Annotated in this window: 20 protein-coding genes, 1 pseudogene and 1 riboswitch; of the genes and pseudogenes, 11 read left to right on the top strand and 10 right to left on the bottom strand. The window is 37.0% G+C overall.

Annotation, left to right across the window (positions count from 1 at the left end; genetic code table 11):
* Positions 1–166 precede the first annotated feature (166 nt).
* A pseudogene (locus tag STRPS_RS08175) lies at positions 167–775 on the bottom strand (rhodanese-like domain-containing protein); the annotation flags it as partial.
* Between the two features lie 48 nt (positions 776–823).
* Here STRPS_RS08175 and STRPS_RS10460 point away from each other — a divergent pair.
* A protein-coding gene (locus STRPS_RS10460; protein ID WP_100068849.1) for an IS3 family transposase occupies positions 824–2,172 on the top strand; the annotation gives its coding sequence in 2 pieces (ribosomal slippage) (positions 824–1,265 and positions 1,265–2,172; 1,350 coding nt in all).
* A 34-nt stretch (positions 2,173–2,206) separates the two neighbouring features.
* Here the strand turns inward: STRPS_RS10460 and STRPS_RS08160 are convergent.
* Positions 2,207–2,959 (bottom strand): glycerophosphodiester phosphodiesterase, encoded by a 753-nt coding sequence (locus STRPS_RS08160; RefSeq protein ID WP_007892746.1) that lies wholly within the window; start codon positions 2,957–2,959, stop codon positions 2,207–2,209.
* 110 nt (positions 2,960–3,069) lie between these two features.
* Between STRPS_RS08160 and STRPS_RS08155 the strand changes: the two genes are divergently transcribed.
* The gene (locus STRPS_RS08155) at positions 3,070–3,459 is read left to right on the top strand and encodes a hypothetical protein (protein ID WP_007892720.1); all 390 of its coding nucleotides are present in this window, start codon (positions 3,070–3,072) and stop codon (positions 3,457–3,459) included.
* A gap of 46 nt (positions 3,460–3,505) precedes the next feature.
* Here STRPS_RS08155 and STRPS_RS08150 read toward each other — a convergent pair whose 3' ends face one another.
* Both STRPS_RS08150 and STRPS_RS08145 read right to left on the bottom strand, forming a co-directional pair.
* Complete coding sequence (locus STRPS_RS08150) at positions 3,506–6,193, bottom strand: cation-translocating P-type ATPase (RefSeq protein WP_007892767.1); 2,688 nt, start codon at positions 6,191–6,193, stop codon at positions 3,506–3,508.
* A 327-nt stretch (positions 6,194–6,520) separates the two neighbouring features.
* The gene (locus STRPS_RS08145; protein ID WP_007892741.1) at positions 6,521–6,907 is read right to left on the bottom strand and encodes a YwiB family protein; all 387 of its coding nucleotides are present in this window, start codon (positions 6,905–6,907) and stop codon (positions 6,521–6,523) included.
* Between the two features lie 79 nt (positions 6,908–6,986).
* On the opposite strand from STRPS_RS08145, the gene STRPS_RS08140 reads away from it, so the two are divergent.
* The 4 genes from STRPS_RS08140 (at position 6,987) to STRPS_RS08125 (ending at position 11,723) form a co-directional block, all read left to right on the top strand.
* On the top strand, positions 6,987–8,288 hold the full coding sequence (locus STRPS_RS08140) for an HD domain-containing protein (RefSeq protein WP_007892774.1): 1,302 nt from the start codon (positions 6,987–6,989) through the stop codon (positions 8,286–8,288).
* A 170-nt stretch (positions 8,289–8,458) separates the two neighbouring features.
* Positions 8,459–9,268 carry a sugar-phosphatase gene (yidA, locus tag STRPS_RS08135; RefSeq protein ID WP_007892757.1) on the top strand — a complete coding sequence of 270 codons (810 nt, stop codon included), beginning with the start codon at positions 8,459–8,461 and terminating at the stop codon, positions 9,266–9,268.
* Entirely contained in the window at positions 9,268–10,491 is a 1,224-nt protein-coding gene (locus STRPS_RS08130) for an aminoacyltransferase (RefSeq protein WP_007892742.1), read from the top strand. The genes yidA and STRPS_RS08130 overlap by 1 nt, the downstream gene beginning before the upstream one ends.
* Positions 10,491–11,723, top strand: coding sequence for an aminoacyltransferase (locus tag STRPS_RS08125; protein ID WP_007892750.1), 1,233 nt, complete (start codon positions 10,491–10,493; stop codon positions 11,721–11,723). Before STRPS_RS08130 ends, STRPS_RS08125 begins: the two co-directional genes overlap by 1 nt.
* A 91-nt stretch (positions 11,724–11,814) precedes the next feature.
* Here STRPS_RS08125 and tpiA read toward each other — a convergent pair whose 3' ends face one another.
* From tpiA to ppc, 4 genes are all read right to left on the bottom strand, one after another.
* A complete protein-coding gene (gene tpiA, locus STRPS_RS08120) occupies positions 11,815–12,573 on the bottom strand; it encodes a triose-phosphate isomerase (protein WP_007892714.1) in 759 nt (252 codons plus the stop codon).
* A gap of 216 nt (positions 12,574–12,789) precedes the next feature.
* Entirely contained in the window at positions 12,790–13,986 is a 1,197-nt protein-coding gene (gene tuf / locus STRPS_RS08115; RefSeq protein WP_003083585.1) for an elongation factor Tu, read from the bottom strand.
* A 246-nt stretch (positions 13,987–14,232) separates the two neighbouring features.
* A complete protein-coding gene (ftsW, locus tag STRPS_RS08110; RefSeq protein WP_037598932.1) occupies positions 14,233–15,507 on the bottom strand; it encodes a cell division peptidoglycan polymerase FtsW in 1,275 nt (424 codons plus the stop codon).
* Positions 15,508–15,693: 186 nt separating this feature from the next.
* Positions 15,694–18,399 (bottom strand): phosphoenolpyruvate carboxylase, encoded by a 2,706-nt coding sequence (gene ppc, locus STRPS_RS08105; RefSeq protein ID WP_007892716.1) that lies wholly within the window; start codon positions 18,397–18,399, stop codon positions 15,694–15,696.
* A 191-nt stretch (positions 18,400–18,590) separates the two neighbouring features.
* Here ppc and pepF point away from each other — a divergent pair, with 191 nt between their 5' ends.
* Entirely contained in the window at positions 18,591–20,387 is a 1,797-nt protein-coding gene (pepF, locus tag STRPS_RS08100) for an oligoendopeptidase F (protein WP_007896297.1), read from the top strand.
* Positions 20,388–20,646: 259 nt separating this feature from the next.
* On the opposite strand, the gene STRPS_RS08095 is transcribed toward pepF, so the two are convergent.
* On the bottom strand, positions 20,647–20,898 hold the full coding sequence (locus STRPS_RS08095) for a hypothetical protein (protein WP_007892939.1): 252 nt from the start codon (positions 20,896–20,898) through the stop codon (positions 20,647–20,649).
* Positions 20,882–21,385 carry an ECF transporter S component gene (locus tag STRPS_RS08090; protein WP_007892911.1) on the bottom strand — a complete coding sequence of 168 codons (504 nt, stop codon included), beginning with the start codon at positions 21,383–21,385 and terminating at the stop codon, positions 20,882–20,884. Before STRPS_RS08090 ends, STRPS_RS08095 begins: the two co-directional genes overlap by 17 nt.
* 224 nt (positions 21,386–21,609) lie before the next feature.
* Here STRPS_RS08090 and STRPS_RS08085 point away from each other — a divergent pair, with 224 nt between their 5' ends.
* The 4 genes from STRPS_RS08085 (at position 21,610) to STRPS_RS08070 (ending at position 24,424) form a co-directional block, all read left to right on the top strand.
* Positions 21,610–22,455: a glycoside hydrolase family 25 protein gene (locus STRPS_RS08085; RefSeq protein ID WP_007892922.1), complete on the top strand. Its 846-nt coding sequence runs from the start codon at positions 21,610–21,612 to the stop codon at positions 22,453–22,455.
* A gap of 337 nt (positions 22,456–22,792) precedes the next feature.
* Positions 22,793–22,889, top strand: a riboswitch (TPP riboswitch).
* A 45-nt stretch (positions 22,890–22,934) separates the two neighbouring features.
* Entirely contained in the window at positions 22,935–23,498 is a 564-nt protein-coding gene (thiT, locus tag STRPS_RS08080; protein ID WP_007892852.1) for an energy-coupled thiamine transporter ThiT, read from the top strand.
* A gap of 84 nt (positions 23,499–23,582) precedes the next feature.
* Positions 23,583–24,062, top strand: a complete 480-nt coding sequence (locus STRPS_RS08075) for an aminoacyl-tRNA deacylase (protein WP_007892864.1) — start codon at positions 23,583–23,585, stop codon at positions 24,060–24,062.
* A complete protein-coding gene (locus STRPS_RS08070; RefSeq protein WP_007892903.1) occupies positions 24,059–24,424 on the top strand; it encodes a YccF domain-containing protein in 366 nt (121 codons plus the stop codon). The genes STRPS_RS08075 and STRPS_RS08070 overlap by 4 nt, the downstream gene beginning before the upstream one ends.
* Positions 24,425–24,436 lie beyond the last annotated feature (12 nt).

Genomic DNA, 24,436 nt, shown 5'->3' with positions numbered 1-24,436 from the left:
ACATATAGAACCACAACAATTATAACAAAATTTACAAATATACAAATATACCAACATTTATTTGATAGTTTAATAGTTTGGCAGCGAGGAAAGCTCCCAAGATACCAGCAAGTCTTGCCAACGCTCTTTTTTCTTCTGTCATCTATTTAATCCCTTCATCATTAAATCAGTTAGAGGCGAGCATTTGGGCAATTATCTGGTAATTTTTATTTCCTCCAGATAAATTATAGACTTCTTTAAATCCTTCGTTTAACAGGATATTTTGAGCAGCATTTCCAGTTACGCCCTTATTACAATACGTGATTGTTGTTACATTTTTATCTAGCTCCGCCACTCTATCACGTATTTCTGCTAATGGAATATGGATAGCCCCTTTAACACAAGAAATTTCATATTGTTTTTTGGAACGAGTATCAATAATTTGCAGTTGTTCTCCACTTGCTTGTCGCTCAATCAATTCAGTTGGGGTCATTAAAGGTGTTCCATTGCTTATTGCATTATCTAACGCCATTCCAGTATAAAGAACGGGGTCTTTCGTTGTCGCAAATGGTGGTGCATAAGCAAGGTCTAAATGGAACAAATCTTCTGCTACTGCACCAAATGAAATTGCAGTGGCAATTACGTCAATTCGTTTATCTACACCTTGCTCTCCAATAATCTGAGCTCCAAGAATTCTCCCGCTACTTTTATCTGCTAAAGCTTTGATTGTCAGCTCTTTTCCACCTAAGTAGTCCGCATGATCTGGCTTAATATTATAAAGAATAGCTGTCTGAACTGCACCCCAAAAGTTAGACAACAAATCTAACTTTTGGGGTGTTTTTCTATGAAATTAAGTTATGAAGATAAAATTGAAATCTATCGCTTACGACAATCTGGTTGGACATGGCCTAAAATCAGTCAAACATTTAATATGAGTAAGTATAACCTTCAATACATGGTCCGCCTTATTGATATACACGGATTGGAAAGTGTTTGTAAAAGGAAAAGTAGGTATTATTCTCCTGAACTAAAGCAGGAAATCATAAACGAAGTTCTGATGAAAGGTAGGTCTCAGCTAGAGGTTTCTCTAGATTATGGATTACCAAATAAGGGAATGCTTCCTAATTGGATAGCGCAATACAAGAAAAACGGGTATACTATTCTTGAGAAATCAAGAGGGAGACCTGTAAAGATGGGACGCAAACCAAAGAAAAAACTTGAAGAAATGACTGAATTAGAGCGTCTTCAATATGAAAATGAGTACCTTAGAGCGGAGAAGGCCGTACTAAAAAAGTTGAGAGAACTCCGCTTGAGGGACGAAGCAAGGCTCAAAGAGCAACAGAAATCATTCAAGGACTAATCAATGTATTTGATTTAAGAATCCTACTTAATATTTTGAAGCTGTCTCGATCAACCTACTATTATCAGGTTAAACGTCTAACTCAGGGAGATAAAAACAAAGAATTAAAAGAAGCTATTCAAGATATTTATTCTGAGAACAAAGGGAGATATGGTTACCGTAGAATTCACCTCGAACTTAAAAATCGAGGCTATAAAGTTAACCATAAGAAAGTTCAACGTCTGATGACAGAACTTGGGTTGAAAGCTAGAATCCGTGCGAAACGTCGCTATAACTCTTATAAAGGTGAGGTGGGCAAGAAAGCTGATAATCTCATTAAGCGTCAATTTAAAGCTGCCCAACCACTTAAGAAGTGTTATACCGATGTCACAGAGTTTTCAATTCCTGCTAGTGATCAAAAATTGTATCTATCACCAGTTCTTGATGGCTTTAACAGTGAGATTATTGCATATCATTTATCTACCTCGCCAAACTTACAACAACTTAAAACGATGCTTTCCGAGGCTTTTCCTGAACAAACTTATCAGGGCACTATTTTACATAGTGACCAAGGATGGCAATATCAACACACTTACTACCATCATTTTCTTGAGGAGCATGGAATGAGACCGTCCATGTCGCGTAAAGGAAATAGCTTAGATAACGGCATGATGGAATCTTTTTTTGGAACATTGAAGACAGAAATGTTTTATGGGTTTGAGAAGGAATTTACTTCCCTCGAAACATTAAAAACAGCTATTTCAGAATATATCAACTACTACAACACTAAACGAATCAAACTTACATTAAAAGGACTAAGTCCTGTGCAATACAGAACTCAATCCTTAACTTAAAATATAATGTCCAACTTTTGGGGGTCACTTCAAACTAGCCTTCTTTTGCTTTTTCATTTATTATTCGGTCACGAACCGCAACAGCCAATTCTGGTTTATCTGTCATAAAGCCAGCAAGGTTAGAGCGAAAAGCATCTTCCATTTCTTTTTCCTTGTTCAAGGTCCAGGGTCTAACCCTTTTACGAAAATAGCCAAGTATCCTTTTGCTATTCATTACCCAAAATTTCTTAAGATGAAAGGCATTAATAAAAGTCTTTCTGCTACCAAACCAGATCTGAAACGGATTATTTCTTACTAAAATTGCTAACTCAATTGGAGGATCAGCAAGTTTCATCAGTTTGAGACTTCTAATATTAAAACTAGAATAAAGGTATTTAAAAGGCCACTCTCGGGCTCGCATCACCTTTGCGATATCCCATTCAATACCGGAATAATGATAGGTATTTGTCTTCATTTCAATATTTAAACTTCCTCGAAAGTTTTCTGCTACAAGGACCTCTAGAACTTCCTCTAAGGTTGGAACCTTTTCTCTAAAATAGAGGGGATTAAACCAAGAACCGGCATCTAGTTCTTTAATGTCTTTTAGAGATAAGTCCCGAATATAACCATAACCATTTGTGGTACGATCAACTGATTCATCATGAATGACAACTAAGTGACCATCTTTCGTCCGATGGACATCTAATTCTATGCCATCAGCTCCAACTCTTATAGCCTCTTTAAAAGCAGCAATAGTGTTTTCTGGACGATTTATGTTACTTCCACGATGGGCAAAAATAGTGGTCATAGTCTCTCCTAATCCTATCTTTCTCTTAGTTTACCATATCTTACCTTATAAATGACACTAATCCATTTTAGAAATGGTATACTATTTTAGTAAGTTTTTTGGAGGTAAACATGTCTATTACAATTAAAAGAATAAGTAGCAAGAAAAGTTTTTTGAAACATACTATTGCTATTCGCCTGAATAAAACATATGTTGCTGAAATTGCCAATAATGAAAGCATTGCGTTAGAAATACCCGCAGAAAACAGCTTATTAAGCTACAACATTTTTGATTATCCAAGAATCCGAGTTTCAAATGAAGAACTAATCCTTCTTAAACAGAATAAACTTACTGTAACTCTTCGGATTTTTTACTTGTGTTTTTATCTTTTATATCTCCTGCTCTTTCAAAAAATCCTACCTCTTACTTCTCCTATTAGTAACATTATCAACTTAGGTCTTATTCCAATTATTTTTCTTCCAACCTATCGTTTTGAAAAACAAACTAGAAGAAATAGCTAAGGTAATCTAAAAAACGATTCTGAAATTAGAATCGTTTTTTATTGACTTAAATAGCTTTATCATCCATCCCCATTGCACGCTGGATAGCTTTAACCAGTTCAACAAGAACAACCATAAGGAGACTACCAATGACAACAACCAACCACTGGCTAGCACTTAAGTGAGCAACGTGGAAAAATTTGTTAAATCCTGGCACTACTACTGTTACCATTAACATAACAAATGCTAGTGGAATTGAGTAGTTGAAGAGTTTGTTTTTGAATAGTCCTACTTTAAATATGGACTGGTAAACTGATTTAACATTATAAGCATGTACTAACTGAATTAAACCTAAAGTAACATAGGCCATGGTCAAGGCATCAGCATGAATTTCTTTATAAGTTGAATGTTCTGGGAACATTAAAGCAAAAGCATAAACACCTAGAACAAGCACTGTCTGGAAGGCCCCTTGGTAAAGAATAGCTTCTTTTACACCGCCATCAAAGAAACTTGATTTACGACCACGAGGTTTGTGTTTCATGACACCAGGTTCAGCAGGTTCTACACCTAAAGCAATAGCTGGAAGGGTATCCGTTACCAGGTTAATCCATAACAAATGAACCGGTTGTAAAACATCCCAACCAAACAAAGTAGCAAGGAAAATAGTCAGCACTTCAGCCATATTAGCAGAAAGTAGGTACTGGATTGTTTTTTGAATATTGGAGAAGACCTTACGTCCTTCTTCAACTGCTACAATAATCGTTGCAAAGTTATCATCGGCAAGAACCATGTCCGAAGCACCCTTAGATACTTCCGTACCTGTAATCCCCATACCGATACCAATGTCAGCAGTCTTAAGTGACGGCGCATCATTAACACCATCACCAGTCATGGCAACAACTTTTCCTTCATTTTGCCAAGCTTTGACAATACGAACCTTGTGTTCTGGTGATACACGTGCATAAACTGAGTATTGTTTGAAAACTTTTTGGAATTCTTCATCAGAAAGTTCGTTCAATTCTGCACCCGTGAAGACATGGTCTTCTGTATCATTTTCGTCAATAATTCCTAGACGTTTAGCAATAGCTTCCGCAGTGTCCTGGTGGTCACCAGTAATCATGATTGGGCGAATACCAGCTTCTTTAGCCACTTTAACGGCTTGCGCTGCTTCAGGACGCTCAGGGTCAATCATCCCAACTAAACCTGAGAAAATTAATTCGGACTCCACTGATTCTGTATTCAAAGTTGGAATGGTATCTACATGCTTATATGCCATCATCAAGACACGTAAAGCTTGTTTGGCTAAGGACTTATTCATGTCTAAAATGGCAGTTTTATCAGCTTCAGTGATTGGCCGAACACTACCATTGTCTTCAATTTGTGTCACACGTTTTAAAAGTTGATCAGGAGCACCTTTAACAGCTACAAAGTAAGGAGCATCCGCCACCCCTTTATGAATGGTAGCCATCAATTTTCGATCAGAATCAAAGGGTAACTCTGCTACACGGGGTTCTGAAGCAAGTACATCTCGAACATCAAAACCATGATCAAGACCATACTGAACCAAGGCTGTTTCAGTTGGATCACCAATTAGTTTACCAGATTGATCAATTTTTGTATCATTGGCAAAATTCATAATGCGCAAAGTACTATTATTAAAGTCAATATCAGAACCAGCAGTTTGCAGTAAACCATTTGTATAAAGCTTTTCAACTGTCATTTGGTTCATGGTCAGAGTACCAGTTTTATCAGAAGCAATAATTTCAGTCGAACCTAAAGTTTCGACAGCAGGTAACTTACGAATAATAGCATTACGCTTAGCTAAGACTTGTGTTCCTAAGGACAAGACAACTGTTACAATAGCTGGTAATCCTTCTGGAATTGCAGCAACAGCTAAGGCCACAGAAGTCATGAGCCCTTCCAATGGATGTTGTCCACGGACGAAGACACCTACTGCAAAAGTAATGGCAGCAATCACCAAAATAGCATACGTTAAAATTTTAGAAAGATTATCTAAATTTTGTTTTAATGGCGTGTCAGTTTCGTCAGCATTTGCTAACATACCAGCAATATGTCCTACTTCAGTGTACATTCCGGTATTAGTGACCACGCCTAGACCACGTCCATAAGTAACATTTGAATTTTGGTATCCCATATTGACACGGTCACCAATACCTGCATCTTCAGCAACTTGAGCTGTGATATCTTTTTCAACAGGCACTGATTCTCCAGTTAAGGCGGCCTCTTCTATCTTAAGAGAGTTAGCTTCCAACAAGCGCATATCCGCTGGGACAACATCACCCGCCTCAAGTAAGGCAATATCACCAGGCACTAATTCTTTTGAATCAACCTCAATGACATGACCGTCACGCCTAATACGTGCAAGTGGACTAGACATTGACTTTAAAGCTTCAATAGCGGCCTCTGCCTGCCCTTCTTGGTAGACACCAAATGCCGCATTAAGAACAACAACTGCTAAAATAATGATAGCGTCCGTTAATCCTTTTGAACCTTCTGTAATAACAGACAGCATGGCAGCCACGATTAAAATAATAATCATTAAATCCTTAAATTGATCAAGGAATTTCATAAAGAGACTTCGTTTCTCACCTTCATCAAGCTCATTACGACCAAATTGGTCTAAACGGCTTTTAGCCTCCTCGGATGAAAGCCCTTCTCTACTTGAATGCAATTGCTCAAGGATTGTCTCCTCGGACTGTGTATAATACACGTCTTTTCTTTGTTCTTTAGACAAGTATTTATCCTCCTCGGTCTTTTTTGTATAGAAAAAGACCTGTTTAATTTAGTTAAACAAGTCTCGCTGTTTCAGATTGCACCGGAAATCGAAATTCCGTAGTGACGATGCAATCACGGTTAAAAACCGTCGGCTACTCCCTTGATATAATAACCATTATAGTAAAAAAACATTAAAAAAACAAGATTTTTATACAAAAACCCTCAAAATATAATGGTTGATCTCATCTCTCTTAAATCTCTCTTTCAACCAGACGATGCCCTATCTGCAACTCCATAATAAGCTTGAAAAGACGGCAAACTAGGAGGTCGCTTTTCCTTTACATCATTAGTACCAGAGGATTTCTAGCTGATAATCTGCGAAAACAGCCAAGCTTTCTGCTTGAACTAATTGGTAGGAGATGGTTAGCTTTTGCTTCTTAAGATCAAACTGATAGTCAGCAGTATCAGTCATTAATTGCTGAACCCCAAGAGGTGTTGGAATATTAAAAGCATGTGTGGCCCCTTTTTCGAAAGTCATAGTGACGTGAGGGTTAGAAAACCGGTTAATCATCAAAGAACGATCGTTACACTTGATGACCACTTTCTCATCCTCAGCATTTTGATAGACAAAGTAAAGGTGCTTGCCTTTGTCATGTAATTGACAGTTTTGAACTTCCTTAATTTTTTCTACTTGATCGTCAATCAAAATAGTATTTCTAATCTCTATCTTCATAGCAATTCCATTCTATTAATTTACCGTGTCTATTCTACCAATTTCTCCCCATTTTAGCAATTTTTGCTATAATAGAAGCATGAATGAAAAAGTATTTCGTGATCCAGTCCACAACTATATCCACATTAGCGAAGATCTTATTTATGACTTAGTCAATTCTAAAGAATTTCAAAGACTAAGACGCATTAAACAAGTTCCGACGACCGCCTTTACCTTTCATGGGGCAGAGCATAGTCGCTTTTCACACTGCCTTGGAGTCTATGAGATTGCTAGACGTGTCACTGAAATTTTTGAAGAACGGTATTCCGATATATGGAATAAAGAAGAATCACTCTTAACGATGACAGCAGGCCTCTTACATGATATTGGTCATGGTGCCTATTCACATACTTTTGAAAAACTATTTGAAACAGACCATGAAGCCATCACCCAAGAAATCATCACCAGTCCCGAAACGGAAATCAATAGCATTCTCAGACGAGTTTCACCAGATTTTCCTGATCAGGTAGCCAGTGTTATTAACCATACTTATCCCAATAAACAGGTCGTTCAGCTCATTTCCAGCCAAATTGATTGCGATCGGATGGACTACCTTTTACGTGATTCTTATTTTTCAGCAGCAAATTATGGGCAGTTTGATCTCATGCGCATCCTACGCGTTATCCGTCCAGTTGAAAATGGTATTGTTTTTGAAAAGAATGGTATGCACGCAGTGGAAGATTATATCGTCAGTCGATTCCAAATGTATATGCAAGTTTATTTCCACCCAGCCAGTCGAGGAGTTGAGCTAACGTTACAAAATCTACTCAAAAGAGCCAAACGTATTTATCAAAAAGATCCAGCTTATATTATTAAAACAGCCCCAGGATTAATTCCTTTTTTGCAAAACAAGTTTACCTTAGCAGATTATTTAAAACTTGATGATGGTGTTTTAAATACTTACTTTCAAGAATGGATGACGAGCCAAGATGCCATTTTAGCAGATTTGGCTTGCCGCTTTATTAACCGTAAAATTCTAAAATCAGTGACCTTTGATCAAGCTTCTGAAAATAAATTGAATCACCTTCGTCAACTTGTCGAAGCTGTTGGTTTTAATCCTGAGTATTATACTGGTGTACATGTTAATTTTGACTTGCCCTATGATATTTACCGCCCCGAGATGAAAAATCCAAGAACGCAGATTGAAATGATCCATAAAGATGGCCGTAGATCTGAACTTTCACTCTTGTCACCTATTGTTAAGACGCTGACAGGTACAACTTATGGCGATCGTCGCTTTTACTTTCCAAAGGAAATGCTAGAAGCAGATGACCTCTTTGCCAAGGCTAAAGAAGAATTTATTTCCTACATTACTGACGAACATTTCCAATTTCCAAATTAGAGCAGCTACTGCTCTTTTTTAATTATTAGTATTTCTAATATATTAAGCGTTTTCCTTGTCATATCAAGCTATTATTCCGTTTCATTCCATGACAAATACTGTCTTTTTTAGTATGATAGAAGATAGATATTTTTAGTCTGAAAAGAATGATTAGAATCAAGGAGATTTCCATGTCTATCAAATTAGTTGCTGTCGATATTGATGGCACGCTTCTTACGGATGACCGTAAAATTACTAGTCAAGTATTCGAAGCCGTCCAAGATGCTAAGGCTCAAGGCGTTCAAGTCGTTATTGCCACCGGCCGTCCTATTGCTGGTGTTACTCACCTCCTCAATGAACTTAACTTAAATCATCAAGGGAACTATGTGATCACCTTCAATGGCGGTTTGGTCCAAGATGCTGAAACAGGACAGGAAATTGTCAAATCAACAATGTCCTATGAAGATTACCTCGAAATTGAATTTCTCAGTCGTAAAATTGGTCTTCACATGCATGCTATTACGAAAGAGGGAATCTATACTGCAAATAGAGATATTGGAAAATACACTGTTCATGAAGCAAGACTTGTTAACATGCCAATATTTTACAGAACACCCGAAGAAATGGCATCAAAAGAGATTGTCAAAATGATGATGATTGATGAACCTGATATTTTAGATGAGGCTATCAAAAACATCCCACCATCTTTCTATGATAACTATAATATTGTTAAATCAACCCCTTTTTACTTAGAATTTATGCTAAAATCTGTTTCAAAGGGCAATGCCATTATTCATTTAGCTGAGAAAATGGGACTTAATCAAAGCCAGACTATGGCCATCGGGGATGCAGAAAATGACCGGGCCATGCTGGAAGTAGTCGGTAACCCTGTTGTTATGGAAAATGGTAGTCCCGAATTAAAAATGATTGCCAAATATATCACCAAATCAAATAACGAAAGTGGCGTAGCCTATGCGCTACGTGAATGGGTTTTAAAATAATGTATTCTTATAAAGTTGATATTTCTGCAAAAGAACTTGATGCTTTTGTGCTGTCTCATCCTAAATGCAATATTTTACAAAGTTCCCAATGGGCAAGTGTCAAAGATAGCTGGAAACAAGAATTAATGGGTTTCTATGAAGACAATCAACTTGTGGCCACTGCTACTCTGCTTATTAGGGATCTCCCGCTAAATTATACGCTCATTTATATACCACGTGGTCCTATTATGGATTTTACCAATTTTGAACTGGTTGATTTTGTCATTCGTTCACTTAAAGAATATGGTAAACGTCAAAAAGCCTTCTTTATCAAATGGGATCCTAGTCTTTTTTTAAAAGAGTTTCCTGTATCAAAAGATATAACTGAGGTAGAGCCTAACGATTTAACTCTCTCAGCCATTAGCTTTTTAAAAAGTAGGGGACTGGAATGGAGTGGTTACACCCAAGATATAGGAGAAACCATTCAACCAAGATTCCAAGCTAATCTTTATGCTAAGGATTTTGAACTCTCACAATTACCAAAAAAGACGAAACAAGCTATTAGAACAGCGCAAAATAAAGGCGTTACCGTTACTATCGGTGGTCAAGAACTGCTTGAAGATTTTGCTAAGCTAATGAAAAAAACGGAGGCCCGCAAAGGCATTCATCTCCGTGGCCTTGATTATTACCAAAAACTAATGGAAACCTACTCAGGTAATTCCTACATTACACTGTCCAAAATTGATCTTAACCAGAGGCAATCACTCTTAGAAGACCAGCTAAAAAAATTACAAGTAGAACAAACAAAATTTACTGATAAAACTAAAGAGGGTAAAATTAAAGAAAATAAGGATGCTATGAACCGGATAAAAGCTGAATTAAACTTTATTGAAGAAGAAAAAACAAAAGGAAATAATCTTATCCCACTTGCTGGAACATTGACTCTCATCTTTGGTGAAACGTCAGAAAATCTTTACGCGGGAATGGATGACGATTATAAGTTTTACCAAGCTCCTCTTCTTACTTGGTTTGAAACAGCAAAGGAAGCCTTTAAACGTGGTTGTCAATGGCAAAATATGGGTGGTGTCGAAAATCAACTGGACGGAGGGCTCTATGCTTTCAAAGCTAAACTAAACCCACAAATCGAAGAGTTTGCTGGGGAATTTGATCTTCCAGTTAGTCCGCTTTACCGACCAGCAATGTTAGCTTATAAACTACGTAAAAAATTAAGGAGCAAACACTAATGCCTTTAGTCACACTTACAGAAGCAGCCTTTGAAGCCTTTGCTTCGACAGTAAAAGAACGTTACTTTGAACAGTCTACCAACATGAATACTTTACTTAAAAAGCGGGGCTATACAACTGAATTAAAAGGATTTGAAGATAAGCAAGGTAAATTACAAGTTGCAGCTCTTATTTTTAGCACACCAGTAGCTGGTGGGATTCATATGGAAATTCATTATGGACCACTATTTTTAGATGAATCCTATTTAGTACCCTTCTTAAAGGAACTTAAAAAGGATGCAAAAGCCAACAAAGTAATAGAATTTGTTGTTAAACCTTATGCACACTATCAAGTTTTTGATGATCACGGTAGTCCTCAAACTACTGTCGATCAAGATCATATTGATCTATTAACTCATATTGGTTTTGAGCATACAAAACCTAAAGTTGGCTATACCAGTCATGATTGGCACTATGTGAAGGACCTGACTGGTATCACTGAAAAAACCTTGATTAATTCCTTTAGTAAAAAAGGAAAACCATTAGTCAAAAAAGCTAAAACTTTTGGAATCAAAGTCAAAGCCTTAACAAAAGATGAACTACCTTTATTTAAGGCTGTCACTTCTTCAACATCCGATCGCCGTGAATATGACGACAAGCCCTTAGAATACTATGAATATTTCTACGACAGTTTCAAAGATAAGGCGCAATTTCTTGTCGCTACTTTAAATTTCAAGGATTATTATGCTAATTTGGAAAAAGACCAAGCTACATTAAGGGCTAAACTAGATAAATTAGAAAATGACCTGATTAAGAATCCCAAATCTGAGAAAAAACAGAATCAACACAGAGAGTTTTCAAGTCAATTCCAAACTTTCGAAGTCCGAAAAGCCGAAGCTCAAGAATTAATTACTAAATACGGCGATCAAGATGTTATCTTGGCTGGAGCCTTATTTGTCTTTACACAACAAGAAGTAACTTATTTCTTTAGTGGTTCCTATTCCGAGTTCAACAAGTTTTATGCCCCAACAATTCTTCAAGAGTATGTTATGCTAGAAGCTATAAAACGTGGTATTAAACGCTATAACCTATTAGGAATTTCTGGATATTTTGATGGTTCTGATGGTGTACTAGGATTCAAACAAAACTTCAAAGGACATGTAGAATGTACCGTTGGAACTTTTACCTATTACCCAAACCCCGTAAAACATAAGCTAATCAAAAGCATTAAAAAACTTTTAAAACGATACTAAAAGACAGTTTAGCCTGTCTTTTTTTAGTTGTTTTGTCTCATTTTAATATGAAAAAACCTTCAACAAAACGTGTTGAAGGTCTTAATTCAAACTATTTTACAAAATCAAGTAAAGCTAAGAAGCTCTCAGCTTCGAGTGATGCTCCACCAACCAAGGCACCGTCAACGTCTGGGCATGCCATGTATGAAGCAACATTTTCAGGTTTTACAGAACCACCATATTGGACACGAACTTTGTCTGCAACAGTTTGACCAAAATCAGCAGCAACAACATCACGAACTGCTTTACACATGTTTTGAGCATCATCTTGAGTGGCAGATTTACCAGTTCCGATAGCCCAGATTGGTTCATAAGCGATGACAAGTGATGATACTTGCTCTTTTGTAAGTCCAGCAAGGGCTGCCGATACTTGTGCACCTACAAAATCGACTGCTTTACCAGCTTCATAAGTTTCTAAACTTTCACCACAACAGATAATTGGTGTCAAACCATTAGCAAAAATAGCCTTAGCCTTTTTGTTAATGTCTTCATCAGTTTCATGGAAATAGTCACGGCGTTCTGAGTGTCCAATAACAACGTAGTCAGTTCCCATCTCAGCTAATACTTTCGGGCTATTTTCACCAGTAAAAGCACCATTATCTTCAAAATAAGCATTTTGAGCTGCAATTTTAAGATCTGAACCTTTTGCTGCTTCAAGAACAGTATAAAGGTCAAGAGCTGGAGCTGCAATTCCTGCTTCAACAAGATCAGCTGAAGGTAATTTTGATGCTACTGCTTCAATAAAAGCTTTAGCTTCTTCAGGATTTTTATTCATTTTCCAGTTTCCGGCAATAAACGGTTTACGTGACATTTCACATACCTCTTCTTTTTTTATTTACATTTATTATTTTAACACAATTTAAGAGCTAATAAAAGAATATGGTGAGTTTTTAGGAATTTTTTCACAAGGAAAATGTTTCTTTCAAACTTATTTCCTGAAAATGCAAGATAAAAAAGAGCCCTTCATAGGACTCTTTACAATCTGAGTTGTCTGACTCTAATTGTTATTCTGGGAACTTAATTAAAATTAAGCTTCAATTTCTGAAACGATACCTGAACCAACAGTACGTCCACCTTCACGGATAGAGAAAGTAGTACCTTGTTCTACGGCGATTGGGTGGATCAACTCAACGTCGATAGTCACGTTATCACCAGGCATAACCATTTCTGTACCTGCTGGAAGTTCGATTGAACCTGTTACGTCAGTTGTACGGAAGTAGAATTGTGGACGGTAGTTGTTGAAGAATGGTGTATGACGTCCACCTTCTTCTTTAGAAAGGATGTATACTTCACCTTTAAATTTAGTGTGTGGGTTGATTGAACCTGGTTTAGCAATAACTTGTCCACGTTCGATTTCGTCACGTTGAACACCACGAAGAAGGATACCTACGTTATCTCCTGCAAGACCTTCGTCAAGTTGTTTACGGAACATTTCAACACCAGTAACAACTGCTTTTTTAGTATCTTCTTTGATACCAACGATTTCGATTTCGTCGTTGACACGAACAGTACCACGGTCGATACGTCCAGAAGCTACTGTACCACGTCCAGTGATAGAGAATACATCTTCGACTGGAAGAAGTAATGGTTTGTCAGTGTCACGTTCTGGTTCTGGGATATACTCATCAACAGTTTTCATTAATTCCATGATAATGTCTTCATGAGCTGAATCACCTTCAAGAGCTTTAAGAGCTGAACCTTGGATAACTGGAAGGTCATCACCTGGGAAATCGTATTCTGAAAGAAGATCACGAATTTCCATTTCAACTAATTCAAGTAATTCTTCATCATCAACAAGGTCAACTTTGTTCATGAAAACGATAAGGTGTTTAACACCAACTTGACGTGAAAGAAGGATGTGCTCACGAGTTTGTGGCATTGGTCCATCAGTAGAGGCAACAACAAGGATAGCTCCGTCCATTTGGGCAGCACCAGTGATCATGTTTTTAACATAGTCCGCGTGTCCTGGGGCATCGATGTGGGCATAGTGACGTGATTCAGTTTCATACTCAACGTGTGCAGTGTTGATTGTGATTCCGCGTTCGCGCTCTTCAGGAGCAGCATCGATAGAAGCATAATCTTTAGGTTGGTTAACTGAACTTGGTAAACGACGTGCAAGAACAGTTGTAATTGCGGCTGTTAATGTAGTTTTACCATGGTCAACGTGTCCGATTGTACCAATGTTAACGTGGGGTTTACTACGATCGTATTTTTCTTTTGCCATTTTGGGAAAAGCCTCCAATAAAATATATTTTATAGATAGACAGTAGGCATTACAGTCTAACTTTACCTTACTATTGTAGCAAATTATAAGGAAAAAGCAAGTATTTTATGCTTTTTGCCTTTTCTTTCTTTGTTAAGGGAGCTTAAAAAAATAAGCTTTCCTCTATCCTCCTTACTTTCTAATTTCACATAGTCTTCAGTGAAAAAAAGACTAGCAAACAGCTAATCTTTAAAGTCTCGTTTATCTTTATTTAAAATGACGAATGTCAATGACTTTACCGTTTTCATCATGGACTGTTTTTCTATAAGAAAGTTCTGCTTCTTTGAGGATTTCTTCTTTCTTTTCATTGGCATCAATGTTTAAGACAAAACCGATAGCCACCGACAAAACCAGCAAGCTGTTTCCCCCTTGAGAAAGGAAGGGAAAAGTTACCCCAGTCGATGGGATAATTCCAGAAATACCGCCTATATTGACAAATACCTGCGTCAAAATCATGCCTCCAACCCCCAGAGCCATCATCGCATTAAATGGTTTCTTAGCTTTTATACCGACATTTAAAATGCGTAAAATTAAAAAGAAAACTAAGGCCAATATTAGACCCGCACCAATCAAGCCTAGTTCTTCAATGACAACTGAAAAAACAAAGTCTGTCTGCGCTTCCGGTAAATACCCGCGCTTTTCAATGGAATTTCCCAAGCCAACGCCGAACCATCCTCCATTACTCATGGCATAGTAAGAATGAGCCAACTGATGGCCTGAGTCAGTCAAATCTTTAAATGGGTTAAAGTAAGCACTAAACCGTTTAGCAACATAGCCAAAAATAGGTATTTTAGACACTCGTTCAACTCCAATTACTTTGATGCTACCAAGGAATGTTACTGATAATACTGTAATGAGTGTTAAAATCCCAGAAAACCAACGGTAAGCGATACCGCTAATAGTAAACATCAGGATTCCAGTTAAAACAATAATAGCTGCATTTCCTAAGTCGGGCTGTGCAGCAACCAAAAGCACTAAAAAGAGTGAGTAAACACGCCAGTCTTTTAAATCACTGGACTGTCTAGGCCACCACCGTCGCTTAGTCAAAGCCTGATAGTCATATCTTGCTATTTCCTCTTGTTTCTTGGAAAAGGTATGTGCAAGATACCAGACAATAATAATTTTTAAATATTCTGCAGGCTGGAAACTAATTGGTCCAAGTATAATCCATCCATGTGCTCCGTTTACTTCTTGAGTAAAAAAACGCGCTATTAAGAGTAAGAAGGCCTCAAACAACATCACTAATATCATAAGGCTATGATTATTTAGAAAATTTAGCTTTAATTTGTAAATAAACGTAATGGCGATTAAACTGATTACCCAAAAGATTCCTTGGCTCAGGACGGTCTTAAATGGATTAGCATGATATTGGATTAAGGTTGCACTTGTCGTTGAGTAGACTACTATCAAACCAATGACCGACAGGATGAGATAAGGCAAGAGTATAGAATAATTAAGTAAATGCCTCTTATCAATTTTCATAATTTCCCCTATTCTCAGATAATCTTTAAGCATTATACCATCTTTCTTAAGCAAAAAAAAGAAAAAAGGAAAAGCTACAACTTCTCCTCCTAAACTAGAATATGGTTGCTTTTGCTCTCTTTAGAAAATAATTTGGTTCTGATTACAGAGAAATCTAGACAGTAACTTTTGAAACTCTGGCTTCTGTCAGCCGGAATTACGTAAACCTGTTGCAATACCATTAATCGTAATATGAATAAGCTTCTCATAATCTTCATCAAGCTGGTTGTGACGAAGGCGTTTAATCAGCTCAATTTGGATATAATTTAATACATTGAAACATGGCAAGCGAAATTCTAAACTCTTCTTTAATGATTCGTTATCTTCTAACAGGTCATCATGCTGCTCAATAGCTAAAATCATATTTTTCGTGAGTTGCCATTCATCTAAAATACTATAAAAGACTGCTCTGACTTCATCATTTTGAGCTAATTGAGCATACTGGAAGGCAATGTTCATATTTGATTTTGACAAAACCATGTCTACATTTGACAAGAGAGAATGAAAGAATGGCCATTTTTTATACATGTATTGTAATTTTGCCATGTTTCCTTCTTCTTGATCAATGAACTGTTTAAAAGCTGAACCAACCCCATACCAGCCTGGTAACATGACTCTGTTTTGTGACCAAGAAAATACCCATGGAATGGCTCTCAACCCCCTAATATCAGTTATGGTTTTGCGAGCTGCCGGACGTGACCCTATATTAAGGCTTGAAATTTCTTTTATGGGACTGGCTTCAAAGAAATAGTCATAAAAATGTGGATTTCCAAAAACAAGGTCTCGGTAAACGTTATTGCTATAAGCTACAATATTTTCCATGTTATCTCTAAAGCCATCAATCTCATTTGGATCGGTCAACATTCGTGTTACCATCCGATTAATTGAGGCAGAAATTAACATCTCAAGGTTATAATAAGCAACGTCTTTGTTGCCATATTTATTCTCAATAATTTCGCCTTGCTCAGTTAATCGAATCCGGTCTTTAATTGTCCCAAAAGGCTGAGAAGTAATCGCATCGTAAGAAGGACCTCCACCTCGACCAACCGTTCCACCGCGGCCATGGAAAAAGGTGATTTTAATTCCATTTTTTTGACCAATACTAGTTAAGTCATTTTGAGCTTTGTATAGCGTCCAACCAGATGATAAATAGCCACCATCTTTATTACTGTCTGAATAACCAAGCATAATTTCTTGATAATTAGCGTTTGATGCTACCCATTTTTTAACGATATCATAGCTTAAATAAGCCGTCATGATTTGTTTAGAATGGTCTAAATCCTCAATCGTCTCAAAAAGGGGAACAATCTGAACACGGGCCCAATCTTTAGCAACTAACCCAACCTCTTTTAACATGATTGCCAGTTCAAACATATCAGAGACACTCTCAGTATGTGAAATGATATGTTGTTTAATAACATCTTCCCCAAGTTTATCCTTTAGGTAGCGCGCCACCTTATAAATAGCTAATTCTTTCTCCAGCAGCTCAGATTTTTCAACAGTCGTTGACGATAAAATTCTCGGATCCTCAGCAAGCTCTTTATATAAAATGCGACACTTGTCTTCTTCACTTAAAGCGCTGTAATCTTCAACGATATTAGCAGCCCTTAGTAGTTCTGCCACGCAAGTTTCATGCACGCTGGAATCCTGTCTCATATCAATACTTGCAAGAAAGAATCCAAAAATGTCAACTGCTTGAATCAGTTCTGTCAGGTCACCTGCTGCTAAAGAACCATCTCCATTATCCACCAAAGAAGTCCTAATTATTTCTAAATCACTTTTAAACTCTTGAGCATTAGAATAAGAAGGAGTTTGGGAGGGACTATCAGATTTTTGGCTTATTTGAACAAGTGTCTCCTGTAGGCGTGATTGGATATAATGAAAAGCCTTCCGGTAAGGTTCGTTTTCACGATAAATGGACCTATCATGCGAAAGTTGGGCAAGCTCTTCTACTTCCTTGCTAGTCGTAATTAGTGTTGATGACATTGAGAAGTTACGGTAGAGAATAGCTAACTTTTCTAGGTAATAATCGAGGATAACTTGGCTTTGGAGCATAGCAGATGTTTCTAATGTTTCTGAGGTGACGAAGGGATTTCCATCACGATCTCCACCGATCCACATTCCCATGGTGATTGGCTGAGCTTTGTCCAAGACTATTCCTTTTTCTTTGGCTAATTCTTTATAGCCTCGCGTTAATTTCGTAATTGCAGGAATTAAAGAACTCTTGTAATATTGCAAAACATTGGTAATTTCATTTTTAACTTTAAGCTTTTTCTCACGAATAATATCTGTCTGCATAATAATGTTAATATAGAGACGCAGCTCTTCCAGCCACTTTTCTTGATTAACAATACCCTTTTTAACATCACGATATTTACGGAGCAAGTCATGAATATGATTTGTCAATTCTAAAACTGTTTTCCGTTGGACTTGTGTTGGGTGAGCTGTTAAAACAGGTACTACATTGACCTTCTCCAAAATGGCTTTTGCATCGTCTTTTAAAGCAACCTCTGAAATAGTGTTTGATAGCTTACCTAGATAGTCTTTACTTGTGTTATTTTGATAATTGATTTCATAAGCTAAGTCAACATCTTCAGAAATATTGATAAGTAAAGGTAAGATTGAAAAATAACGAGCAATTATTACCATCTCATCATTAGACAACTCTTTGATCATTTTTTCTAGTTTAATTGAATCTTTTTGCTCAGATAAAGCTAGTATGGTTTCAATTTTTTCATAGACCTGATCACCAGCCATTGATCGTGTAACTTCTTCAAGTAGCATTTGTAAAATAGCAACTTCTTCTGTAATCATTTTGTGATGGTTACTACTCTCCAACTTTTTCACAGACAAATCATTCACTCCTTTAAACTTTACTTAAATCAATAATACCACTTTTTAACTAAATTGTAAGACCTTTTGAAAATAAGCCTTGTTTTTACAAAACTTTTCTCTGAGCAGTCATCTAAGTTTTTTTCTTCTTTTTACACTCGTTTAAGTTCTTTTTTGCTATACTGGACTTATTACGACTAAAGGAGAATACCATGGAACTCAAAAAACGCTCTAGTTTTCCTGAAAAGGAACTTTGGGATTTAACAGCACTTTACAAGGACCGACAAGATTTTTTATTAGCCATTGAAAAAGCACTTGAAGATGTAAAGACTTTTAAAAAAAACTATGAAGGACACTTACAGACAAAAGAGGATTTTGAACAGGCCCTTTATGAACTTGAGCACATTTACATCCAAGTAAGTCACATTGGAACCTATTCCTTTATGCCCCAAACAACAGATTTCTCAAATGAAGAGTTTGCTGCTATCGCGCAAGCTGGTGAAGACTTTGTCACAAAGGCTAGCGTTGCATTAAGTTTCTTTGATTCTAGCTTGGCTCAAGCTGATTCTACTATTCTAGACGCCTTGGAAGAGATTGACTATTTCAGAGCAGTGATTCGTCAAGCTAAATTGCAAAAAGCACATCTCTTAAGCCCAGAAGTCGAAAAAGCTCTGACAAACCTACGCGAAGTCTTAAATGCCCCTTATGATATTTATACAAAAATGCGTGCTGGCGATTTTGAAATGGAAGACTTTGAAGTTAATGGCAAAAATTACAAGAATAGCTTTGTTTCATATGAAAACTTTTATCAAAATCATGAAAATCAGGAAATACGTGAAAAAGCTTTCCGTTCCTTCTCAGCTGGGCTTCGTAAGCATCAAAACACAGCTGCAGCAGCCTATCTCGCCAAAGTCAAATCAGAAAAATTAATGGCCGATATGCGCGGTTATGATACTGTCTTCGACTATCTTCTGGCCGAACAAGAGGTCGACCGCTCTATGTTTGATCGACAAATCGACCTTATAATGACTGAATTTGGTCCCGTCGCCCAAAAATACCTTAAACATGTCGCACAAGTTAACGGTCTTGAAAAAATGACCTTCGCCGACTGGAAGTTAGATATTGACAATAACTTAAATCCAGAAGTGTCCATTGACGACGCTTATGACCTGGTCATGAAATCCATTCAACCACTTGGTGAAGAATATAGCCAAGAAATTGCTCGTTATCAAAAAGAACGCTGGGTTGATTTCGCAGCAAATGAGAATAAAGATTCTGGAGGGTATGCTGCCGATCCTTATAAGGTTCACCCATACATCTTGATGAGTTGGACAGGTCGTATGTCCGATGTTTATACTCTTATTCATGAAATTGGTCACTCAGGACAATTTATTTTCTCAGACAACCACCAATCATACTTTAATACCCATATGTCAACTTATTATGTTGAGGCTCCTTCAACCTTTAATGAGCTCCTCCTCTCTGATTATTTGGAAAATCAATTGCCAGATGTTCGCCAAAAACGTTTTGCCCTAGCTCATCGCCTTACTGATACCTACTTCCATAATTTCATCACACACTTGTTAGAAGCTGCCTTCCAGCGAAAGGTCTACCAGCTCATCGAAGATGGTGGCACATTTGGTGCAGAAAAATTAAACGAGCTCATGAAAGCTGTGCTAAAAGAATTTTGGGGAGATGCTATTGAAATTGATAATGACGCAGCCTTAACCTGGATGCGCCAGTCTCACTACTATATGGGATTATATAGTTACACTTATTCAGCTGGCTTAGTTATCTCGACAGCAGGCTATCTCAACTTGAAACATTCTGAGACAGGTGCCAAGGAATGGCTCGAATTCCTCAAATCCGGAGGAAGTAGAACACCTCAAGAAACTGCAATGCTCATTAATGCAGACATTTCAACTGAAAAGCCATTAAAGGATACTATTCAATTCCTTAGCACAACAGTTGATCAAATTATTGCTTACTCAGATCAAATAAGCAGCTAAGATATCACTGGCTACTGCTGCTAGTCCTACCTCATTGCTAACTATAAAAAGATATTAATTTTTGAGATTCCCTGCCATTAATTTTTCCAATTGATAAATGAAACCCAAAAAGCGAACAAAACTCATTTTCTGATACTCAGAATACTGTTTTGTTCGCTTTTTATATTTGAGCTTAGACTTTTGTCCCAGCCTCTTTTAGGTTCTAGCTTGTTGGTTTTATTTGACTTTATCCAAATAAAAATAAATGTTATCTCCCTTTTTAACCTTCAAGATATTCGCAGCCTTTGTCGCCATCTTTTTCTTTGACCTTATAGTTAGCCTTTAGAACATCCATGACTGTGTCTCCCTCTTGAAAGGCGACCTTTTCATCAACTTCATTAGTATCTTCTTTAACAGTAAGATGGACATAGGCCTCTTTTTTAGCTTGTGATATGTTTTGACCTTGGCGACCACATGCCACAAAAAGAAGACCACTTAGGCAGATTAGGATAAGTTTAGACCATTTTTTCATTGAATAACCTCCGAAATAGCATTAATAGAATAGGGTAAAAAATGAAGGTGGATAAGGCATGTAAGAGATTAAACGTCAGCCCTGACAAAACATAAGTCCACCAAGGCATACTATAAAGATAAGCAAAACAAGAATCAATTACAAACCCGTACAGTAAAGCAAGGAAAGCTGCTGAGAAGGATTGCATCAGCACTCGGTAGGACTTAATTTTTCGACTAAGAGGATAAAGAAGAAAGCGCCAAGTAGCCATGATAAGGGTATAGGTCGTTATTTGCCAAAATACCCAAGGACCAAAACCTAATAAAATCGACGTTAATAAAATACTGATAAACATGACTAAAAAGGCTTCATAGTAGCTAAGGCTAATTGTTGCAATAAAAAATAGAGCAGTAACCGGCTGAATATTTGGCAAATGACTGAAAGCCATTCGTAAAACAAATGCTAAAGCCGATAAGATTGCAATTCGAGCAATTTTTTTGGATGACATAAACTTACTTTCTTTTGTTTTACTCTATTATGACAGAATTAGAAAAACTTTTCTAGTTTTTAACCTGACAAAAAGTCTAAATCAAGATAATTCCCCTAGTTGACCAAAAAGAAATCAGGGAAAATCTTTAACGTTTTTCCTGATTCTGCTTAAAATGTATGATAATATAAGAATATAGTGAGGATATTTTGATTTTTTCAACCTTTTAAGGTACAATATCAATAATGAGAAGAAGAATAAAACCTATTGTAGTGCTTGTTTTCTTTCTTTTGTTTGCATTATTATTAATAATTGGTAAGACACATTCAGACCAAGTAAAGGAAAAAGAGCTTCAGCTCGCCAAATCAAGTGTCCCAGTTGTTTCCAGTAAAGAAAAGACAAAAAGCTCCAGCACTGCTGACACCGAAGAATTTATCTTAAATCCCATTGTCGATGTCTCAGGTTGGCAGCTTCCTAGTGAAATTGATTACGATACCTTAAGTAAAAATATTTCTGGAGCAATAGTGCGTGTTTTTGGTGGATCACAAATCACTTCAAAAAATAATGCTGCCTACACCACTGGAATTGACAAATCTTTCAAAACACATATTAGAGAATTCCAAAAAAGAAAAGTACCTGTTGCCGTGTATAGCTATGCCTTGGGCTCTAGTACTAAGGAAATGCGTGCCGAAGCACAAGCTTTTTACAAAAACGCCTCTCCCTTTAATCCAACCTATTATTGGATTGATGTGGAAGAAGCAACCATGAAAGATATGAATAAAGGCGTTAAAGCTTTTCGAGAAGAACTGAAACGATTAGGAGCTGAAAACGTTGGTCTTTATATTGGAACTTATTTCATGGCTGAACAAAACATTTCCACGGAAGGTTTTGATGCTGTTTGGATTCCAACATATGGTAGCGATTCAGGCTACTATGAGGCCGCTCCTAACACAAAATTAAACTATGATTTACATCAATATACTTCACAAGGCTACCTATCTGGTTTTTCTAAACCATTGGATTTAAACCAGATTGCGGTTAACAAGGACACCAAAAAAACATATGAAAAACTTTTCGGAAAAGTTAAATAAGGCAGAGGCTGGGACAAAAGTCTAAGCTCAAATATAAAAAGCGAACAAGACAGTATTCTGAGTATCAGAAAATGAGTTTTGTTCGCTTTTTGGGTTTCATTTATCAATTGGAAAAATTAATGGCAGGGAATCTCAAAAATTAATATCTTTTTGTCCCAGCCTCTTTTTCTTTGCCAAGAATAAAAGGCTCAGAAAAGCTACTATTCAAAGCTACCATTTTTCTTTTGTCACTTAATTATAAAGGTTATGCTAGACTCTAAAACAGAAGAGTTCTCTTAAGTTAGCCAAGCTTGACAAGGATTTATCAAAAAGATTATAATAGTCTCAAATATTAAAAAATGTCACAGAGGAGTGCTTTGGCTGAGATCGCATGTGCGAAATCCTAACAACCTGATCTTGTTAATACAAGCGTAGGGATTGTGAACTTGAATTCTATCTCATGATTTCAGGCTCTTTTTGTGAAGAAAAGGAGTTTTTTTATGTCTCAAAATCTGAATATTAAGTATTTGGTTGAAGCTGCTATATTTGCTGCACTAGCTATGGTACTTTCATTTATTCCTGATTTCTTTAGTTGGTTTAGTCCTTCATTTGGAGCCATTCCACTAATTCTTTTTGCACTACGTCGTGGTTTGAAATATGGACTTCTATCTGGGCTTATTTGGGGATTACTCCATTTTGTTCTGGGAAAAGTCTATTATCTGAGCATGTCACAAGTTTTTATTGAGTATCTTTTAGCCTTCGCTTCAATGGGCTTAGCAGGACTCTTTTCAGGTCGTTTGCATCAAGCTCTTACAGATCAACATACCACAAAGGCAACCAACATTGCCCTCTTCGGTGCTTTTATTGCTACTGCGACACGTTACCTTTGGCACTTTTTGGCCGGAATCCTTTTCTGGGGATCATATGCACCAAAAGGGGTCTCTCCAGTCTGGTATTCATTTACTGTAAACGGCACCGCAGGGGCTTTCACTTTGATTCTTGTAGCAATAGCCATCCTTATCTTAATCCGAACGCAAAGGCAATTTTTTGCACCCCAGGACTAATGAAAAGGTAGCCTTACCGAACTTTTCAAAAAATGGTATAATATATTATTATACCGTTTTTATTTTGCTCTAAAGGAAGGATCTATGGCAAAGAAGAAAAAACTTAAAAAAACACTAGTTGAGCAAATACTAGATAAAGCCCATATTGAGTACGATAGTTTAAGCTTAAATGCTTTTAAGGAAGAATTGCCAGAAGGTATTGAAAAAGCAGATATTTATAAAACATTAGCGCTTATCGGCGATAAAACTGGCCCGCTAATTGGGATAATCCCAATTACTGAACACTTATCAGAAAAGAAATTAGCCCAAATTTCAGGTAATAAAAAGGTCAGCATGATTCCCCAAAAGAAGCTACAGCAAACAACGGGTTACATACATGGGGCTAACAATCCTATCGGTATTCATCAAAAACATCAGTTTCCCATCTTTATCGACTTCATCGCTAAAGAAAAAGGCAACTTGATTGTCTCAGCCGGAGAAATCGGCCGTTCCATTCGTATTAATAGTCAAGAGCTTGCTGATTTTGTCAAAGCTCAATTTGCAGATATAAAGGAGGAATTATGAAATTTTTAGGAAATATTATTTGGTTCATTTGTTCGGGTTTTTGGGCTTGGCTCAGTTGGTCCATTGTAGGACTCCTTCTTTGTATCACTGTCCTTGGTTTACCCCTTGGATTACAGTGCTTTAAGATTGCAAATTTTGGTCTTTTCCCCTTTGGGAAAGAGATTATCATTGACCAGTCTGCAACTAGCATCGTATTTAATATTATTTGGATAATCTTAGTTGGTTGGTCACTGGCAGTCTTGCATCTGACTTCTGCCTTCTTACTTTGTATCTCCATTATTGGTATTCCTTTTGCTATTCAGTCTCTCAAATTAGCTAGAATTAGCCTTTTCCCCTTCGGAGCTAAAATCGTACATATTTAGGAGATAAGGCCT

This window comes from Streptococcus pseudoporcinus LQ 940-04, from assembly GCF_000188035.1.
In the GTDB taxonomy this organism is placed as follows: domain Bacteria; phylum Bacillota; class Bacilli; order Lactobacillales; family Streptococcaceae; genus Streptococcus; species Streptococcus pseudoporcinus.
The sequence above is the reverse complement of the archived record's forward strand: the minus strand, read 5'-3'. Positions and strand labels throughout refer to the sequence as shown.

What these genes read in the sequence shown, in the direction of transcription:
- STRPS_RS08160 (WP_007892746.1), bottom strand. Translation starts at nt 2,959, where the DNA reads ATGACCACTATTTTTGCCCATCGTGGAAGTAACATAAATCGTCCAGAA.
- STRPS_RS08155 (WP_007892720.1), top strand. Translation starts at nt 3,070, where the DNA reads ATGTCTATTACAATTAAAAGAATAAGTAGCAAGAAAAGTTTTTTGAAA.
- STRPS_RS08145 (WP_007892741.1), bottom strand. Translation starts at nt 6,907, where the DNA reads ATGAAGATAGAGATTAGAAATACTATTTTGATTGACGATCAAGTAGAA.
- STRPS_RS08140 (WP_007892774.1), top strand. Translation starts at nt 6,987, where the DNA reads ATGAATGAAAAAGTATTTCGTGATCCAGTCCACAACTATATCCACATT.
- yidA (WP_007892757.1), top strand. Translation starts at nt 8,459, where the DNA reads ATGTCTATCAAATTAGTTGCTGTCGATATTGATGGCACGCTTCTTACG.
- STRPS_RS08130 (WP_007892742.1), top strand. Translation starts at nt 9,268, where the DNA reads ATGTATTCTTATAAAGTTGATATTTCTGCAAAAGAACTTGATGCTTTT.
- STRPS_RS08125 (WP_007892750.1), top strand. Translation starts at nt 10,491, where the DNA reads ATGCCTTTAGTCACACTTACAGAAGCAGCCTTTGAAGCCTTTGCTTCG.
- tpiA (WP_007892714.1), bottom strand. Translation starts at nt 12,573, where the DNA reads ATGTCACGTAAACCGTTTATTGCCGGAAACTGGAAAATGAATAAAAAT.
- tuf (WP_003083585.1), bottom strand. Translation starts at nt 13,986, where the DNA reads ATGGCAAAAGAAAAATACGATCGTAGTAAACCCCACGTTAACATTGGT.
- ftsW (WP_037598932.1), bottom strand. Translation starts at nt 15,507, where the DNA reads ATGAAAATTGATAAGAGGCATTTACTTAATTATTCTATACTCTTGCCT.
- pepF (WP_007896297.1), top strand. Translation starts at nt 18,591, where the DNA reads ATGGAACTCAAAAAACGCTCTAGTTTTCCTGAAAAGGAACTTTGGGAT.
- STRPS_RS08095 (WP_007892939.1), bottom strand. Translation starts at nt 20,898, where the DNA reads ATGAAAAAATGGTCTAAACTTATCCTAATCTGCCTAAGTGGTCTTCTT.
- STRPS_RS08090 (WP_007892911.1), bottom strand. Translation starts at nt 21,385, where the DNA reads ATGTCATCCAAAAAAATTGCTCGAATTGCAATCTTATCGGCTTTAGCA.
- STRPS_RS08085 (WP_007892922.1), top strand. Translation starts at nt 21,610, where the DNA reads ATGAGAAGAAGAATAAAACCTATTGTAGTGCTTGTTTTCTTTCTTTTG.
- thiT (WP_007892852.1), top strand. Translation starts at nt 22,935, where the DNA reads ATGTCTCAAAATCTGAATATTAAGTATTTGGTTGAAGCTGCTATATTT.
- STRPS_RS08075 (WP_007892864.1), top strand. Translation starts at nt 23,583, where the DNA reads ATGGCAAAGAAGAAAAAACTTAAAAAAACACTAGTTGAGCAAATACTA.
- STRPS_RS08070 (WP_007892903.1), top strand. Translation starts at nt 24,059, where the DNA reads ATGAAATTTTTAGGAAATATTATTTGGTTCATTTGTTCGGGTTTTTGG.